The following is a 17,935-nucleotide window of genomic DNA, read 5'->3' on the forward strand; positions in this document are numbered from 1 at the left end:
GAAAGCGGCAAGACGTCCCGCTTTCGGTTGCAGAGGTCCGGTTCCGGGCAGCACCGCAACACTGAGCGATTGAACTCCCGTTTGCCCCCTGCCTATGATGGCGCCATGACGCATAAGCTGGACCACATCGACCTTGCCCTACTGCGCGCGCTGCAACGTGACGCAAGCCTCTCTCAACGCGATCTGGCGGAACAAGTCGGCCTGTCGCAGAACGCCTGCTGGCGGCGGCTGAAAACCCTCGGGGAAAGCGGCCTGATGCAGGGCACCACCGCCCGGCTGGACCGCAAACAGCTTGGGCTGGATCTGGTGGTATTTGTCATGCTGCGCACACGGCATCATTCCGCGGACTGGCTGCAGACTTTCCGCCGCCACGTACTGACCATCCCCGAGGTGGTCGATTTTCACCGTATCGGCGGGGACTACGATTATCAGCTCAAGGTGGTGACCGAAGATATGGCGAGTTATGACAAAGTCTACCAGCGCCTGATCGAAGGGGTCGAGCTGGACAGCGTCACCTCATATTTCGCGATGGAAGCCATCGCTGAAGGACGCCCGCTGCCATTGTAGCGGCGGGCACCACCCCGGTGGCGTCATGATCGCCGCCCGCTGTTACCGGCCAAAGGCCTTGTTCGGCATCCAGGTGACACGGCTGCCTTCCGGCCCCATCCGCATATGCAGGCAAGAGGTGTTCAACCGCTGAAAATACAGCACCTGCAGCGGATACCAGCCCGCCTTGGGCACCTCTACCTTCTGGGCAAAGGTCTCCTGACAGGTCTGGCGACCATCGAACTTGCCGACAACCTTGCCGCCGATCACCGCGCGCATCCCGTCATTGGTTAGAAAATCAATGGTATAGATGCCCGGCGCATCAAATCGTACATAGCCGCGAATATCCGCCGCGACATTCTCGGAGCGTTTTGAGGTCAGCGCCTTCTGCCCAACGCTGGTATCGCGATAGTCCAGCCCTTTGAGCGGTGGACCAACTTCTGCACCGGCTTCCAGCGCCTTGGCAGCGCTGCGCAGCGTTTTTACATCATCAGGATAGGCATAGCGCACCGACAAGCCGGGCTTCAGCCCGCGGGGCTGCGGATCCGCCGGTGTCAGGCGCAGGGGGGCCGCCCATGTCAATGTTGCCGTCACAGCCGCCATCGCAGCCAACCCCAGAATACGGGTCATCTTCATCGTCTACCTTCCTGTTCCATGGCCTCTGAACGGGCCTCTGGGGGCAGGATAGGTCTGTGAGGGGGCCGCTGACAATCGCTAATGCCATTGGCGCAAGCCGGGTGGTGCGAGCGTTGGACAGCCGAAACCGCAGCGATGGCCCTCAAACGAAAAAAGGGGCCGCCCGATGGCAGCCCCTTTTCTGTCCTGTCCGGTTGGGACAGGACTTAGTTCTTGGCGTAGAATTCGACGACCAGGTTCGGTTCCATGACAACCGGATACGGCACGTCGGACAGGCCCGGTGCGCGCACGAAGGTGGCGGTCATTTTGGAGTGGTCGGCTTCAACGTAGTCAGGCACGTCACGCTCTGCCAGCTGAACAGCTTCCAGCAGCGCGGTCATTTGCTTGGACTTCTCGCGAACTTCGATCACATCGCCTTCCTTCACGCGGTAGGAGGGGATGTTCACGCGCTTGCCGTTGACCAGCACGTGACCGTGGTTCACGAACTGACGAGCCGCAAAAACGGTTGCAACAAACTTGGCACGGTAAACAACCGCGTCCAGGCGGCGTTCCAGCAGACCAATGAGGTTCTCACCGGTGTCGCCTTTTACACGCTCAGCTTCAGAGTAGATGCGACGGAACTGCTTCTCGGTCAGGTCGCCGTAGTAGCCTTTCAGCTTCTGCTTGGCGCGCAGCTGGATACCGAAATCGGACAGCTTGCCCTTGCGGCGCTGACCGTGCTGGCCGGGGCCGTATTCACGACGATTCACCGGGGACTTCGGACGGCCCCAGATGTTTTCGCCCATACGGCGGTCAATTTTGTACTTGGCAGACGTGCGTTTGGTCACGGCTGATCTCCTTCAGTGTATATCGCAACCAGATGGCTGCATCGAAGGGCGTTGTCCTCTTGCTCCGCGTTGCACTCACGCGCGCTTCGGGCATGACAGGCATTCCCTTGCGGGAGCCACCAACACCAATGAAGCCGCGTGTATAGACGAGGGCTGGAGAGAGTCAACCAGCTTTTCGGGCGCCATGCCCTGCGCCGAAAAACAGGGCAATATCCAAGGGGCCACCGCCTCAGATCCACGATGGATCAGGCGGCAGCGTGGCGCAAGATGGCCGCCTCCGGCTGGCTCAGATTGCGACGCGCAAAATCGCCATAGCGCATCGGATCCGCCTCCAGATCCGGCAACACCTGCAGCAGGCGCGCCCGGTCTTCACAGCGCAGCGCGCCCAGCGTGGCCTGGGCCGGATGGAAACTCTCCGTCTCCACCCCATTCGCCCAAAGCACCTGATGATCCGACAGCAACAGATGGATATAAGTGACCTCGCGCAACTGGGTGTCGACGGCAATATCGCGCCCGTTGACCAGATCTCGCGCTGCAACCAGTACCTCGGAGGTGTTGAACAGGCTCTGCACATGCGGCCCGCGCAACAACATGCGGTGGCTGGGAGAGACCAGAAGATCCGCATCCGGCCGCTGCATGCCAAGCGCGCCGCCCCTGATCCGCACCGGACGCAGCTCAGGCGCCACAAACAGGCGCGCGCCCGTCATCCGCCGCGCACCGATCCACTGGATTTGCTGGGCACCGCTGTCGCGGGTCTGGATCCAGTCCCCTTCCTGCAAGTGTTCGACCGGCACCCCGCCTGCGGGCGTCCGCAAGATCGTGCCGGGCGTAAAACAGATCACCCCGGTATGGGACGTCACGTTCGCCCGGTCGCAGCCCTCAAGCCGCACATCTACAATCCAGAGATCGGTATCCTGCGGCGGCCGGCAATCCACAAACATCAACAACGGACGTTGCCCCTGCCCCACCTCGATCAGGGTGACAGTGTAATTGCGCAACCCGTCCGTGACCACAAAATGGCGGTCCCGCAGCACCGTCCCGGCGTACGCCTCTACAGCCTGCGACCCGGTTTCTTCAACCTTGGGATCTATCGCCAGCCCCACCAACCGACGCACGCTGCGCGCGGCGCTGCGCCGCAAATCGCGCGCTCCATCGCTCCGTTCCAACTGCAGAAGGTTCCCCGGCCCGTCAACGCGCAAGGGCGCTCCGCCCCATCGCCAACTGGCACCAGTCGCGACGGCGGATACCGGCGCCCCTGGCAGACCATCAACCTCGGTCTGCCCCCACGAAATGACGTAGGTGCCTCGAAAGCCTGTTTGCATATGCTCGACTGCCTGCCTATGGCGATTTTTTGTTAAGCCAACGTTAACAAAACCAAGCCCGCTGCAAAAGCACTTCACAAAGGCAAAGACATTCCAGCGGCGCAGATGCCACAGCGCGCTGCCGGAATGGCCTTGTCTTTGAACAAATGCTGTCAGGCACCAGGGGGCTTGAACACCCGGTACCGCCCTGCCCGACAGCCCCTGTGTATCTCGATCGGCGACATCTTGGTCCGAGCGTACCCGGAGGTGGAACTGCGGCTGCTTGCAGGCACCCGTCCCTTGAATCTATGCAGCGTGATGCGGATATAGCTTTGCGACCAATCCTGAACCCGCCCGAACACTGGATCGGCCGCAACTTGTTGCCGGTGTCCTATGCAGTCTATGCGCCTTCAGAATACGTGCAGACCGTGCAAGGTCTCCCGCCGGAACAACACCGCTGGCTGCAGCTTGACGACCGCCTGCAATAGTTACCGATGAATAGAATCACAGCGACGCATAACGCCGCGTCGGCTCCGGTGTCTCTGACCAGTTCGGTCACGGGGATGTATGAACTGCTCCGGGCCAGTCGCGGGATTGTGGTACTGCTCTGCTATCTCGGTCAGGCTTGCCTTGAATTGCAGCAAGTACACGCTCCTCCGGCGAAGAATGACACCTGCCTCTGGCTGCTCGCGCATCCTGACATCAGACGAGGTGCAAGGGTGCGTGCCTTCTTTGAATCTGCCACCGGCAGGATCCGAGAAGGCGCGTTGGGGGTTTCTGAACGGCTGTGACTATGGCGGATTTCAATCCTGTTACAGTCGGAGCCCGCCCCTTAGGTTTGCCTGTTTCAACACCCAGCCGCCTCAGTCAAAGCGCTGGTGCCAAATGACCTGCATGCAGTGACCAAAGGTGAAAATAGCGACGCCACCAAGATGGTCCAGCCATTTTTCCTCAACCTCATCTGCACATTGCTAGGCAATGTTGTCGAACACGATAGCGATGAACGCATAGGGATTAGGCGTCGTCTCGCACAGCGAGTGTGGCGCCAGTGTTGTGGCCTCCGCCGAGGAGCTTTGGAACCGGATCGGGGCCCTCGCCCGGTCATAAGGCAGACCGCGTTTGGTGCAGCGTATTTCCGTCTGGCCGCCAGCCCAACCGCAAAGCACCGCCCGGAGGCGGCTGTAAGCATTTGTTATGTTAGGAATATTTGGTTGCGGGAGTAGGATTTGAACCTACGACCTTCAGGTTATGAGAGCGCTTAGGGGGGCTCGCACCCTCTGCCCAGATTTACGCCCACCTACCCTATCTTATTGGTATCGCTCATTTTTCATTGACGCCAAACTTCACTGACTTCTACCTCTTACGCCAGGATATGCGTTCATTTGCTTCCACAGTGCTTCCACGGAAGCGGAGCAGAGAGGAGACCGGACATGCCGAAACTGACCAAGCGAACCGTTGAAGCCCTGATGCCAGAGGCGAAGGATTACTTCCTCTGGGACAGCCAGATTGCGGGCTTTGGTGTCCGGGTCATGCCCTCCGGCGCGAAGACCTATCAGGCCCAATATCGCAAGGGTGGCAGAACCCGGCGTGTCTCGGTTGGGCGGCATGGCAAGATCACCGTTGAGGAGGCCCGTAAGCTGGCCAAAGAGATCATGGGGCAGGTCGCCAAGGGTGAGAACCCCGCCGAGGAACTCTCGCAGCACCGCAAGGCTCCTACTGTCGCTGCGCTCTGTGAGCGCTTCTTTGAGGCCCACGCCAAGGAACGCTGCAAGCCCTCCACCCAGAAGGAATACCGCCGCGCCATTGACCTTTTCATTGTTCCGGCCATCGGCAGTTTCAAAGTGGTCGATGTCGAGCGCCGGGACATTGCCGAGTTGCACCACAAGTTCCGCGACAAACCCTATCAGGCAAATCGGACGCTGGGCGTTCTGTCGAAGATGTTCAATCTGGCGGAAATTTGGGGCCTGCGCCCGGATGGCTCTAATCCCTGCCGTCACGTCCCGAAGTATCGCGAGGTGAAGCGGGAACGCTTTCTCAGCCAGCAGGAATTGCAACGGCTGGGGCAGGTGCTGTCCGAGGTGGAACGCGAAGGCAGCGAGACGCCGCATATGGTCGCCGCCTTCCGCCTTCTGATCCTGACGGGCTGCCGGTTGGGAGAAATCCAGACCCTGAAATGGGACTACATCACCGCCAACGGCATGGAACTGCCGGACAGTAAGACCGGGGCGCGGCGTATTCCCCTGCCCCAACCAGCGCGGGATGTGTTGGCGCGCCTGCCGCGCAGTCCCGGCAATCCTTACGTGATCGCAGGAAAGCTCCCCGGCCAATATGCCACTGACATGCAACATCCATGGCGGCGCATTCGTGACCGGGCGGAGCTTGTCGGGGTTCGCATTCACGACCTGCGCCATACCTACGCATCAAATGCCGTGTCCGCCGGAATGCCAATCCAGATGGTCGGGCGGTTGCTGGGCCATACCCAGATCCAAACCACAATGCGTTACGCACATCTGGCGGATGATCCCGTCCGGCAAGCCGCAGAAGAAAACGCCGCGCGGTTGGGGTCCATCGTTGGGGATATCGTGCGTCCAAGGTTGCGGGCCGTCTAGCTGGGCGTTGCGATACGTATGACGCGAGACCTGCGCCCGATCCATAGGTTACGTCGTGATGGTACGTTACGTATACGTAGGGGATATTTTCCACCCTGCCGTGTGCTTCACGCGTTACGTTACATTACGTAGGATGGATGAGGCCGCGCACCAAGACCATTTGCCTATGTATCCTATTGCCGAAACGCTCTGACAGACATTTGAACAAAGACGTAAGAGACCATCATGACCACGCCCATTCTGGCACTTTGGCAACGCGGCGTTCGCCTGAACCAAGCGCCCTATTCCTTCGCCCCCAAAGCCGACAAGGAAGAACACCAGCGCCTGCATAAAGTATCTGCCATCGACGCGATGGCGGCATCCATGAAAAGTATGAAAATAGAGGGGCGATCCGGCCCGAGTGTCGTGCAAGAAATTCTGGAAGGACCGCAAAAGATCCTGTCCGCGCGGGCCGAATGGGATGATCGAATGCGCAAGTTCATCTTGTATCATCTGAAACAGGGCAATCTGTTTGGGTATGGGTTCGAGCCACCCCGCAAAATGGACAGCCAGCCCGTCGAGATCCCAGCATCCTATTGGAACGGTCGTATTCAATGGGACAAGGTCGGCCTGTCGTCTCAAGGGCTTGAGCTTATTGAAATCCGTGTTGTCTCGCGACAGCTACGCGACACCGTTCTCAACGTAAGCAATGAGGATCATACCGCCCCTCCAGCGGCTGGCCGCCCCACAGTTGGACCCGCTATCAAGGCCGCATTCACAGCCCTTCAAGAGGCCGGAGAAATCGACGTCGACGCCTCCCAACAATCCCACTATCCGAAGGTCCGAGCATGGCTGAAACAGAATGTTCCGAACCTCAGCGTGCCAGCTGAGGAAATCTCAGACAAAACCATGCAGAAGCATTTTTCAAATCCTTTCAACGTCTTAAGAAAATCCTCCAAACTATAAATCCCGTACGGTTTTATAGGAGTATTTAGAGGAAATCAGTTGAGCGAAGACTGGAGCATCAAATCCAACAACGGAACAAAATGATGCTCAACACTGAAATGACCCCCGATGCAAACGCCGCCGCTCAAGACTACTTGAACGGCTTTATTGACGAGAAAACCACCGCAGATTTCTTGTGCCAGAGTGTCCGCACCATCCAGAAATGGCGCGTCACCGGCTATGGCCCCAAGTTCTATAAATCGGGCCGGTCTGTGCGCTACCGTCGTAGCGACCTCTTGGAATGGGCCAACGGTCGTCGCCACGGCAGCACCAGCAGCTACAGCGCCGCATGAGTTTTGCCCGCGTTGGGGTTGGCAGCGCCGCGCGGGATTTTGGGGCCGGATGGCTTCCAGCAGGGCGCGGGCGAAACAGTCTCGCGCCCTTTCTTCATTCAGATACAGGACAAACCACCATGGCAAATCAGCCTGCACAGAAATTCAAAATCGGCCTTTTCACGGCCACCGTCTGGCAGAATGACGGATTCTATTCCGTCGACCTGTCGCGCAGCTACAAGACCGATACGGGCGAGTGGCGTAATACCGGCAGTTTCCACCATTCCGACCTTCTCAATCTGGCCAAATGCGCGGAACGCGCCGAGATCTGGATTGGCCGTCAAATATCTGCCAAATGATCCAGCGCCGGGCCATGCCCGGCCCCAAAACACATGCTGCCCCGCCGGAGGCAGAAAGGGGGTCAAAGACCCCCGCCCTTTTTCCCAACATCTCGACAGACACGGCGGCAAAATGGGCCGCGCGGGAGGGGGGTCTTGTAACACCCCCCTCCACGAATACGAAAGCGAAGGCCAGCGCAAATGGAAGCGGATATCCTGCATTCAGGCTTTGATGGGCTTAAATTCACCGTTGAAACTGATATCCCGGCAGAGCTGCGCACCGCGCTTGCAGAAGCCAAAGCACTGGCAATCCAGACCAATGCCGAGACCCTGTTAGAGTTCGGCCCTGTAGCCCTCTCCGTGCGCCGCACAGGCGGTTCCGCCTTCTCTGCCCATACAGGCGAATACGGAGCCGAATGGTACTTCCTCGACCCGGAAAACCGCCCTGCGAACAATCCTGGCATCACTGTGGATTTCCGGGCCTTCCTGCTGGCGACTGGTGGGCTGGACGCCGCAGAGAAACACTTTCGGAATTGCATGGACGCCTTCGGCATCCGCTACGCCAATCACCTCTTGCGCGTGACCCGCGTGGATTATGCCATCGACTTTCTCGCCCCATGGTTTGAACCCGACCGCGAGGCGCTGGTGGTGCCCCCCGGCACCCGCGTGCAGGAACACACCGGCATTGATGAAACCGAAACCCATGCCACTGGCGCACGCGTCACCGGCCTGCGCGCCGGGGCCGTCGCCAACCGGCAATTGGTGATCTACGACAAGCGCCAAGAGGTCATGCAAAAGGGTAAGATGGGCTGGCTCACCATCTGGAACGACGCCCGCGCCCAATTGAACCGCCTACCCTTGGATCTGTCCGACCGGTTGGCAAGCCAAGTCTGGCGCTTCGAGTTGCGCATGGGATCCAAGCAACTCCGCAACCGCTGGGAAATGCGGTCATGGCAAGACCTACGCGATATGGTCGGCGACGCCTACACCGAGTTCTGCGAAAAGATCCGCTACACCTGCCCTACCACTGACCGCAACCGCGCCCGATGGCCCACGCATGACCTCTGGCAGGAGGTCGGCAGCGTCATCGCCAACGACCTGCATGAGAATTGTTCAGGCGTGCTGCCAAATGAGGTGATCGAAACCAACCGTGCCGAACACATGCGAATGCTGGACCGGCAAATCCTTGGATTATTTGTGTCACGGGCTGCCGCGTCAGAGGTCCAGCCAGCCGAATTCCAAGACTTTCTGGATGGCCACATCGAAACTCTGAAACGGCTATCAGAAGAACACCCAACGCCCCTTCCACAACGCCTCAGCAAAGCAGCGGCGCGGTATCGCTTCAAGTAAAACGGGCGGGAAGCGGACCTTCGACCCAACCGTCTCGGGTTGGTCCTGCTTCAAGACCGTTCTGTTCAGGAAACCGGTCGTTCAATGCACTTGACACAATTGATCTCTTCAGCAGCGAATCAGAAATCTGGCACTTGGTGAATCGTAGTTTAGATGTCTGTTGCAACTGAACGACAACTCGGCGATCTTCAATAGAGTTTTAGCGCAAAAATTGGTGTTCCATGCTGTTTAAGAAAGCCAGATCCATCTCCGAAATAATTCGGAAAGCAAAGAGCGAAAGTTCTAACGAGTTAAACTTGTCACAAATGGGACTTTCGAAGCTCCCATCGGAACTTTTTGAATTACCGGAAATTTCATTTTTGAACCTATCAAATAACCAGTTCAAAGAGTTTCCAAGTGAAGTATTCGCAATGGAATCTCTCCGCGGACTTGAAATCTCTTACAACCCCATCAAGGCTTTGCCTAACGATTGGAAAGGAGCGCAAAACATTTTATTGTTAAACTTTACCGAAATGGAACTCGAGGAGATACCTGACGGCTTTTGCGAGCTGAAATCATTGGAGTCTTTGTACTTAGGGTACAACAGGTTATCGCGCCTACCGGAGAATTTTAATAACCTGAAAAATTTGAGGCACCTATTTCTACACAATAATGAATTCAGATATTTTCCCAGCCAACTCAAACTCTATGAAAGCCTGGACACTCTGACACTTGGGTCAAAAGTAACAAGTCTGCCCAAGCGGATTTCGCGCTTCGTGAACCTAAAAAGACTTTGCGTTGTTGAGAATGAGCTTGCCTCGATTCCGAAAGAGGTTGCAAAGCTCGATAGGCTCGAATCGCTAGAGCTGAGCGGAAACAAATTGCAGTCTATTCCGGCAGAGGTTGGCTTTATGCCCGAGCTCACGGCTCTGAGAATTAATAGAAACGACCTGCCAGCCTCTCTTTTGAGCGCTGAAAATGATGGAGTGGGCGTGTTACTGTCACAGATCAGGAGCCTGATTGACGAGAACAACATAAGCACATTATCCGAAGCAAAGCTAATGATCACGGGGGAAGGTAAAGTTGGCAAAAGCTGTCTACGCATGGCCCTAGACGGCACGATCGATCCAGCGCGGGACTTACTCAACTCAACGACTTGGGGAGTGGATTGCGGTACTTTGAGCCTACCGGATGCTGACGACCCAAACAAGGCGATCGAATTCAATTACTGGGATTTCGGCGGCCAGAAAGTTTATAGAATTACTCATCAGTTTTTTTATTCGGATCAAGGATTGTACTTGCTTGTATGGGATCCTCGGTTGGGTGAGGATCAATGCCTTATCGCAGATTGGTTACGTAGAATTGGAGCTCGGACAGGCGGAGAGGCTAAGGTCATCCTTGTTGCTACACACGCAGATGTGGAAGGAGGCAACTACTCCCCACACGTCGACCTTGACCGTTATGATAGCTCTTTGAGTTCGATGGTCGTCGAACAAATTAGCGTAGACAGTTTTACCACAAAGAATATCGATGTACTAAAGCATGCGATTGCCAAACATGCACAGGGCATGCCCGGCGTTAAAAGTCCAATTAACAACACTTGGGACAAAGCTCGTAAAGCTGCGCTGAGTCCGACGGACGCATCTCCTTGGATGAGCTACAAGCAGTTTGGCGTCCTATGCAGTGAGCTAGGTATAGACGACCCAGAAGCCGTGCGTTCGATAGCTGCAACTTTTCTTCACCGATTGGGTCGCGGAGTTTGGTACGGTATCGACTGGGAGAATGATGCCTTTTTGCATGACACCATCGTTAGAGATCCATCTTGGCTCGCCATGGCATTCATGGAGATCGTTCAGCACGAACGTACAAAGATCGCCGGCGGAATCTTAGACCACAATCATCTGACGGAAGCTTGGATCCATCACGGGCGTGAAGATGATGGTTGGAAGGTGTATGAATTGGATGATCATCCGAGGCTCATGCGAATGATGCGCGCCCAAGGTGTTGCACTTCCAATTAGATCGTCGGGAGGGGAGAAGAGTCTCATCCCTCAACTCGTTCCGCTAGAACCACCTAGCCTTCCCTGGATCGATGCCAATGACCTAGAGCCAGACCAAAGAAACTTGCGGATGGAAGTCAAAGTGGCTCCTGCGTTAGATGGATTTATGTCTCATCTAATCGCTGCTCTCGAGCCTTATCACATGTACCAAGAAGATGGGCGGGGAACGTTTTGGCAAAAAGGGATCTTCTTAAGGGATGCCGAAGGACGCTTCCGAAATGAAGCCCTAATTGAGTTGAGCAGCGAGATAAACTATTTCCAACTGAACATTGTAGCCGTCGGCGAGGAGCCAGGCTTCCTATTGCAACAAATCGACGCTTCAATTGCTGAGTGTCTAAAGTTTTGGCCAGGCGCAACAAGAGAAGACAAGGTTCTGTGCCCACAACGTGTTGGTAATCGCCTTTGCTCAGGTAGTTTTAAGCTTTCTAGCGTAGAGCGATGGTTGCTGCGCGACCAGGAAAACGCAATATGCCACGAATGCGATCAAGTTTCCCGTCCTTCGGATCTTATCTTTGGACTTCGAGATCGCAAGCGTAGTGAGGAAACCGCTGATCGTCTCCTCGAGTACCTTGCGTACAAAGAAAGACGACCTGCCCCCGGAAGTATTATTTTGTTGCCCGCTAAAGGACGGTGGAAAAACATCACAACCTGGGAGGTTCTTGGCAAGACTAGAATGAAGGTTCAGCTGAGATCGGAGCTTAGTGGTGTGCTTGTGGCTGAAAAAGAATTCACATCGTCCCTCGGCTTACTCCGGTACCTTGCACCAGCGGCCAAACTTGGCTCATTGTTTTTCGCTGCTGCCCCACTCCCGTTGGATCTCAGCCCCGGATTTGAAGAAAGTTTTGGTGGATTAAGTGATTCGCTTGATAAACTCGGTGAACAACTCCCCAACGGAGAACGCGCGCAAACAGTAGAATCCGCCTCTTCAATCCAAAACCTTGCCTTAGTTGCCGACTTTCTTAAGCAAATCGGATTGTCGCCAAGGAGCTATGGGATGGACCTGGAACGCGCTCCCGATGGCAAGTGGTATTGGATGTCGGCCAATGAGGTTGAGCAGTATCGCCCAACTCAAGCTTCATTGCCTCAAAACACCGCAAGATGAGCTCAAAGAGTTATACAATTTTTTATAGCCAGCGTTGAACAAGGGCCGCATAGGAATGCGGCCCAATGTCCAGAGTGACGGGCTGCATCGCAGCCTCAACACGTGACGGCCAAAGTCCGCAAAGGGCCGAGCTTTCGTCGCCCCCGTCCCTCTCGCCCCGTGTGCATCTAATGGTTTTTGCGTGGTCAGCGACTTTCCATGCGTTCCGTCAGGCGTTGCTTGTTCGCCACGCCTCCAAGCGGACCCTATTGCTTCCACAGTGCTTCCAGCGAGAGTATCGCAACGCAAGCAACCCCGCCGAAGCGAGGTTCAATTAATTGGTATTGCTTGGTATATTTGGTTGCGGGAGTAGGATTTGAACCTACGACCTTCAGGTTATGAGCCTGACGAGCTACCGGGCTGCTCCATCCCGCGACATTTTTGTTTTGCCTCATTGCGTTTTGTTGCTTGAGGCTGCCGCTGCTTGATCACGCGTGTTGTGACTGGGCGTCTGTGTCTTCAGATGTGTTTGTCTGAAGGTATATTTTATTGGTATCGTTTATGTTTATGGATTTTTCTAGGTTTGGCGGTGACCTACTCTCCCACGCCTTAAGACGCAGTACCATCGGCGCAACAGTGCTTAACTTCCGGGTTCGGGATGGGACCGGGTGTTTCACTTGCGCTATGACCACCAAACCGAGGAAAATCCATATTCGCGACGTTTCGGTTTTGAGACGTCGCGGAGATACAATCGACATGAAGTCCAAGTTTTGTGTTTTGCTTTTGGTTCTTGTGTCACTGACTGTTACTGGAACAGATCAAGCCTATCGGGCGATTAGTACCGGTCAACTGAATGCATTGCTGCACTTACATCTCCGGCCTATTGACGAGGTGGTCTACCTCGGCCCTCAGGGATACCTTGTTTTGAGGGGGGCTTCCCGCTTAGATGCCTTCAGCGGTTATCCTGTCCGATCATAGCTACCCTGCACTGCTGCTGGCGCAACAACAGGTCCACCAGTGGATCGTTCACCCCGGTCCTCTCGTACTAGGGGCAACTCCTCTCAAGTATCCTACACCCACGGCAGATAGGGACCGAACTGTCTCACGACGTTCTAAACCCAGCTCACGTACCTCTTTAAACGGCGAACAGCCGTACCCTTGGGACCTGCTCCAGCCCCAGGATGAGATGAGCCGACATCGAGGTGCCAAACACTGCCGTCGATATGGACTCTTGGGCAGTATCAGCCTGTTATCCCCGGCGTACCTTTTATCCGTTGAGCGATGGCCCTCCCACTTGGGACCACCGGATCACTATGGCCGACTTTCGTCTCTGCTCGACTTGTCAGTCTCGCAGTCAGGCTGGCTTCTGCCATTGCACTCAACGAGCGATTTCCGACCGCTCTGAGCCAACCTTCGCGCGCCTCCGTTACGCTTTAGGAGGCGACCGCCCCAGTCAAACTACCCGCCACGCAGGGTCCCGGATCCGGATAACGGACCGCGGTTAGACATCAAGAGTGCGAAGGGTGGTATCTCAAGGGAGGCTCCACCGGAACTAGCGTTCCGGTTTCGATGCCTACCACCTATCCTGCACATCACAATCCTGATGCCAGTGCGAAGCTGTAGTAAAGGTGCACGGGGTCTTTCCGTCTAACCGCGGGAAGCCTGCATCTTGACAGGCAATTCAATTTCGCTGAGTCGATGTTGGAGACAGCGGGGAAGTCGTTACGCCATTCGTGCAGGTCGGAACTTACCCGACAAGGAATTTCGCTACCTTAGGACCGTTATAGTTACGGCCGCCGTTTACCTGGGCTTCAATTCGGAGCTCTCACCCCTCCTTTTAACCTTCAGGCACCGGGCAGGCGTCAGACCCTATACGTCGTCTTGCGACTTCGCAGAGCCCTGTGTTTTTAATAAACAGTCGCCACCCCCTGGTTTGTGCCCCCAGCTCCAAGTTGCCTTGGAACCGGGCCTCCTTCTCGCGAACTTACGGAGGTATTTTGCCGAGTTCCTTCAACATCGTTCTCTCAAGCGCCTTGGTATTCTCTACCAGTCCACCTGTGTCGGTTTAGGGTACGGTCTCATGGAGGGCTATTTCCAGGGACTGATCAGCAGCCCATTCAATCCGATAAGGATGAACTACCTTCACAATCCGTCACATCCTCCTGGCCTAGGAATATTAACCTAGTTCCCATCGGCTACGCCTTTCGGCCTCGCCTTAGGGGCCGGCTTACCCTGCTCAGATTAGCTTTAAGCAGGAACCCTTGGACTTTCGGCGAGAGTGTCTCTCACACTCTTTGTCGCTACTCATGTCATCATTCTCGCTAGTGATCTCTCCACGGGATCGCTCACGCGCCCGCTTCATCGAAAGCTTCGTGTCTCCGATGTGTCCGAGGACACTAAGGAGACATGAAGCTATGTCACACTACGCTCTGCTACCATGCACTATGTGCATCCTAAGCTTCGGCTCATGGCTTGAGCCCCGTTACATCTTCGCCGCAGGACGTCTTAATTAGACCAGTGAGCTGTTACGCTATCTTTAAAGGATGGCTGCTTCTAAGCCAACCTCCTGGTTGTTTTGGACATCCCACCTGCTTTCCCACTTAGCCATGAATTAGGGGCCTTAGCTGTAGGTCAGGGTTGTTTCCCTCTCCACTACGGACGTTAGCATCCGCAGTGTGTCTGCCATCTAGTACTCCCGGGTATTCGGAGTTTGGTTAGGATCAGTAAGCCTGTGGGGCCCCATTACCCATCCAGTGCTCTACCCCCCGGGGTATTCGGATGACGCTCTACCTAAATAGATTTCGCAGAGAACCAGCTATCTCCGAGTTTGATTGGCCTTTCACCCCTAGGCACAGCTCATCCCGATCTTTTTCAACAGATGTGGGTTCGGTCCTCCAGTGCATGTTACTGCACCTTCAACCTGGCCATGCCTAGATCACTCGGTTTCGGGTCTGATCCCACGAACTCATGCGCCCTATTAAGACTCGCTTTCGCTGCGCCTACACCTAACGGCTTAAGCTTGCTCGTGAGACCAAGTCGATGACCCATTATACAAAAGGTACGCTGTCAGCCCTCAAGGGGCCTCCAACTGATTGTAGGCGTTCGGTTTCAGGTACTGTTTCACTCCCCTCGTCGGGGTGCTTTTCACCTTTCCCTCACGGTACTGGTTCGCTATCGGTCAGTAAGGAGTACTTAGCCTTCGAAGGTGGTCCTCCGATCTTCAGACAGGATTTCACGTGTCCCGCCCTACTTAATACGTCCTATCATGCTTCATATACGGGGCTATCACCCACTCTGGCTGTGCTTCCCAACACATTCTATTCACACTCAAGGCTCGGCTGGTCCCCGTTCGCTCGCCGCTACTAGGGGAGTATCATATTGATGTCCTTTCCTCCGGGTACTTAGATGTTTCAGTTCCCCGGGTTTGCTCTTAAAACCCTATGTATTCAGGTCTTAAGTACCTGATTAAGCTCATTATTGATAGCAAAGCTAACAATAACAAACTGTCAGGTGGGTTCCCCCATTCGGAAATTCATGGATCAAAGCCTATTCTCAGCTCCCCATGACTTATCGCAGAGTATCACGTCCTTCATCGCCTCTTACTGCCAAGGCATCCACCAAACGCCCTTCTCGCGCTTGATCTGGTCCAGAAAAAGACAGTGAACTGTCACGCCACAGAAGCTGGTAAGAAACTGTGGCCTTATTCTGAACCAAAAGCATACTTTCCCGCTCACTTCGTAAGAAGTGAACATTGGTTCATAAACCTTGCGGAATATGAACCGGGTTAGTGTACTTGACTTGGACAACACTGTGGTTTCAATCCGGCAGACCCTCGCGCGCCCGAGGAAAAGGGCGGATGCAAAGGCTCGCATCAGACCACCGAAGCGGTCCTCAGCACCAAACTGAGGTCGATCCCTTACGCGGGTGACCAACAGTGTTGTTGATTGTATCTCTCTAAACGATGTCAATGTGATCAACCTTCCCGAAGGAACATCGATCCGGTCCGATTGGACGATCAAACACTCAAAGCAAGTGCTTGATGATCAAATCATATTCCGAAGAATGGTGGGTCGAGGAGGACTTGAACCTCCGACCTCACGCTTATCAGGCGTGCGCTCTAACCACCTGAGCTACCGACCCATTCTATGTGGGCCGTTCGCATGAGTGGTGGAGCCTAGGAGGATCGAACTCCTGACCTCCTGAATGCAAATCAGGCGCTCTCCCAGCTGAGCTAAGGCCCCTTGCTAGATCCTGCCCCAGGGCAAGATCATGACAGTTCTGAAGAGATATGAGGACGGCCTGGTCCGGATGTGATCAGTTTTGATTACTGATCTTATGCTAAGTGTATCACGAGACAGAGCAAGCTCTGATCTAGCTAGATACATCCTTAGAAAGGAGGTGATCCAGCCGCAGGTTCCCCTACGGCTACCTTGTTACGACTTCACCCCAGTCGCTGAGCTCACCGTGGTCCGCTGCCCCCTCGAAAGGTTGGCGCACGGCCTTCGGGTAAACCCAACTCCCATGGTGTGACGGGCGGTGTGTACAAGGCCCGGGAACGTATTCACCGCGTCATGCTGTTACGCGATTACTAGCGATTCCGACTTCATGGGGTCGAGTTGCAGACCCCAATCCGAACTGAGACAGTTTTTTGGGATTAACCCATTGTCACTGCCATTGTAGCACGTGTGTAGCCCAACCCGTAAGGGCCATGAGGACTTGACGTCATCCACACCTTCCTCCCGCTTATCACGGGCAGTTTCCCTAGAGTGCCCAGCCGAACTGCTGGCAACTAAGGATGTGGGTTGCGCTCGTTGCCGGACTTAACCGAACATCTCACGACACGAGCTGACGACAGCCATGCAGCACCTGTCACTCGGTCACCGAAGTGAAAGCCAGATCTCTCTGGCGGTCCGAGGATGTCAAGGGTTGGTAAGGTTCTGCGCGTTGCTTCGAATTAAACCACATGCTCCACCGCTTGTGCGGGCCCCCGTCAATTCCTTTGAGTTTTAATCTTGCGACCGTACTCCCCAGGCGGAATGCTTAATCCGTTAGGTGTGTCACCAACAAGCATGCTTGCTGACGACTGGCATTCATCGTTTACGGTGTGGACTACCAGGGTATCTAATCCTGTTTGCTCCCCACACTTTCGCACCTCAGCGTCAGTATCGAGCCAGTGAGCCGCCTTCGCCACTGGTGTTCCTCCGAATATCTACGAATTTCACCTCTACACTCGGAATTCCACTCACCTCTCTCGAACTCAAGACCAGGAGTTTTGGAGGCAGTTCCGGGGTTGAGCCCCGGGATTTCACCCCCAACTTTCTGATCCGCCTACGTGCGCTTTACGCCCAGTAATTCCGAACAACGCTAACCCCCTCCGTATTACCGCGGCTGCTGGCACGGAGTTAGCCGGGGTTTCTTTACCAGATACTGTCATTATCATCTCTGGCGAAAGAGCTTTACGACCCTAAGGCCTTCATCACTCACGCGGCATGGCTGGATCAGGCTTGCGCCCATTGTCCAAGATTCCCCACTGCTGCCTCCCGTAGGAGTCTGGGCCGTGTCTCAGTCCCAGTGTTGCTGATCATCCTCTAAAACCAGCTATAGATCGTAGACTTGGTAGGCCGTTACCCCACCAACTATCTAATCTAACGCGGGCCGATCCTTCTCCGATAAATCTTTCCCCCGAAGGGCGTATAAGGTATTACTCACCGTTTCCAGTGGCTATTCCTTAGAGAAGGGCACGTTCCCACGCGTTACTAACCCGTCCGCCGCTCACTCCGAAGAGTGCGCTCGACTTGCATGTGTTAGGCCTGCCGCCAGCGTTCGTTCTGAGCCAGGATCAAACTCTCAAGTTGAAAAGCACTTACATGCTTATCCTTGACGTTCGAACCTCTGCACATCTTTGAATGTCCTACCGATAACGCTACTTGAGGACGGGCCTCAAACAGCACGG

General features: G+C 55.3%; 10 protein-coding genes, 3 tRNA genes and 3 rRNA genes. 7 read left to right on the forward strand and 9 right to left on the reverse strand.

Features of this window, described 5'->3' with window-relative positions; genetic code table 11:
* Nucleotides 1-105 precede the first annotated feature (105 nt).
* Nucleotides 106-567, forward strand: a complete 462-nt coding sequence (locus tag phaeop14_RS11455) for an Lrp/AsnC family transcriptional regulator (protein WP_014875429.1) — start codon at nt 106-108, stop codon at nt 565-567.
* 42 nt (nt 568-609) lie between these two features.
* Here the strand turns inward: phaeop14_RS11455 and phaeop14_RS11460 are convergent, their stop codons facing one another.
* The 3 genes from phaeop14_RS11460 to phaeop14_RS11470 form a co-directional block, all read right to left on the reverse strand.
* Nucleotides 610-1,182: a PA14 domain-containing protein gene (locus phaeop14_RS11460; protein ID WP_082035080.1), complete on the reverse strand. Its 573-nt coding sequence runs from the start codon at nt 1,180-1,182 to the stop codon at nt 610-612.
* A gap of 206 nt (nt 1,183-1,388) precedes the next feature.
* Nucleotides 1,389-2,009: a 30S ribosomal protein S4 gene (gene rpsD / locus phaeop14_RS11465; RefSeq protein WP_014875431.1), complete on the reverse strand. Its 621-nt coding sequence runs from the start codon at nt 2,007-2,009 to the stop codon at nt 1,389-1,391.
* Between the two features lie 245 nt (nt 2,010-2,254).
* On the reverse strand, nt 2,255-3,331 hold the full coding sequence (locus phaeop14_RS11470) for a Hint domain-containing protein (protein WP_096789597.1): 1,077 nt from the start codon (nt 3,329-3,331) through the stop codon (nt 2,255-2,257).
* A 1,409-nt stretch (nt 3,332-4,740) separates the two neighbouring features.
* On the opposite strand from phaeop14_RS11470, the gene phaeop14_RS11480 reads away from it, so the two are divergent.
* The 6 genes from phaeop14_RS11480 to phaeop14_RS11505 all read left to right on the forward strand — a co-directional run bounded on the left by phaeop14_RS11480 (nt 4,741) and on the right by phaeop14_RS11505 (nt 12,003).
* Complete coding sequence (locus tag phaeop14_RS11480; RefSeq protein ID WP_096789599.1) at nt 4,741-5,919, forward strand: site-specific integrase; 1,179 nt, start codon at nt 4,741-4,743, stop codon at nt 5,917-5,919.
* A 225-nt stretch (nt 5,920-6,144) separates the two neighbouring features.
* Nucleotides 6,145-6,864 carry a hypothetical protein gene (locus phaeop14_RS11485; RefSeq protein WP_096789600.1) on the forward strand — a complete coding sequence of 240 codons (720 nt, stop codon included), beginning with the start codon at nt 6,145-6,147 and terminating at the stop codon, nt 6,862-6,864.
* An 83-nt stretch (nt 6,865-6,947) separates the two neighbouring features.
* On the forward strand, nt 6,948-7,196 hold the full coding sequence (locus tag phaeop14_RS11490; protein ID WP_244905761.1) for a helix-turn-helix transcriptional regulator: 249 nt from the start codon (nt 6,948-6,950) through the stop codon (nt 7,194-7,196).
* Between the two features lie 119 nt (nt 7,197-7,315).
* Nucleotides 7,316-7,534 carry a hypothetical protein gene (locus phaeop14_RS11495; protein ID WP_096789601.1) on the forward strand — a complete coding sequence of 73 codons (219 nt, stop codon included), beginning with the start codon at nt 7,316-7,318 and terminating at the stop codon, nt 7,532-7,534.
* A gap of 180 nt (nt 7,535-7,714) precedes the next feature.
* Nucleotides 7,715-8,863, forward strand: coding sequence for a hypothetical protein (locus tag phaeop14_RS11500; protein ID WP_096789602.1), 1,149 nt, complete (start codon nt 7,715-7,717; stop codon nt 8,861-8,863).
* 221 nt (nt 8,864-9,084) lie between these two features.
* Nucleotides 9,085-12,003, forward strand: a complete 2,919-nt coding sequence (locus tag phaeop14_RS11505) for a COR domain-containing protein (protein WP_096789603.1) — start codon at nt 9,085-9,087, stop codon at nt 12,001-12,003.
* 337 nt (nt 12,004-12,340) lie between these two features.
* Here phaeop14_RS11505 and phaeop14_RS11510 read toward each other — a convergent pair.
* From phaeop14_RS11510 to phaeop14_RS11535, 6 genes are all read right to left on the reverse strand, one after another.
* A tRNA-Met gene (locus phaeop14_RS11510) sits at nt 12,341-12,417 on the reverse strand.
* Between the two features lie 146 nt (nt 12,418-12,563).
* Nucleotides 12,564-12,678, reverse strand: a 5S ribosomal RNA gene (rrf, locus tag phaeop14_RS11515).
* 118 nt (nt 12,679-12,796) lie between these two features.
* Nucleotides 12,797-15,624, reverse strand: a 23S ribosomal RNA gene (locus phaeop14_RS11520).
* Between the two features lie 421 nt (nt 15,625-16,045).
* A tRNA-Ile gene (locus phaeop14_RS11525) sits at nt 16,046-16,122 on the reverse strand.
* A gap of 25 nt (nt 16,123-16,147) precedes the next feature.
* A tRNA-Ala gene (locus tag phaeop14_RS11530) sits at nt 16,148-16,223 on the reverse strand.
* A gap of 150 nt (nt 16,224-16,373) precedes the next feature.
* A 16S ribosomal RNA gene (locus phaeop14_RS11535) occupies nt 16,374-17,837 on the reverse strand.
* The 16S, 23S and 5S rRNA genes sit together here with 3 tRNA genes alongside, the layout of an rRNA operon.
* Between the last annotated feature and the right edge of the window lie 98 nt (nt 17,838-17,935).

The organism is Phaeobacter piscinae (assembly GCF_002407245.1).
Classification (GTDB): Bacteria; Pseudomonadota; Alphaproteobacteria; order Rhodobacterales; family Rhodobacteraceae; genus Phaeobacter; species Phaeobacter piscinae.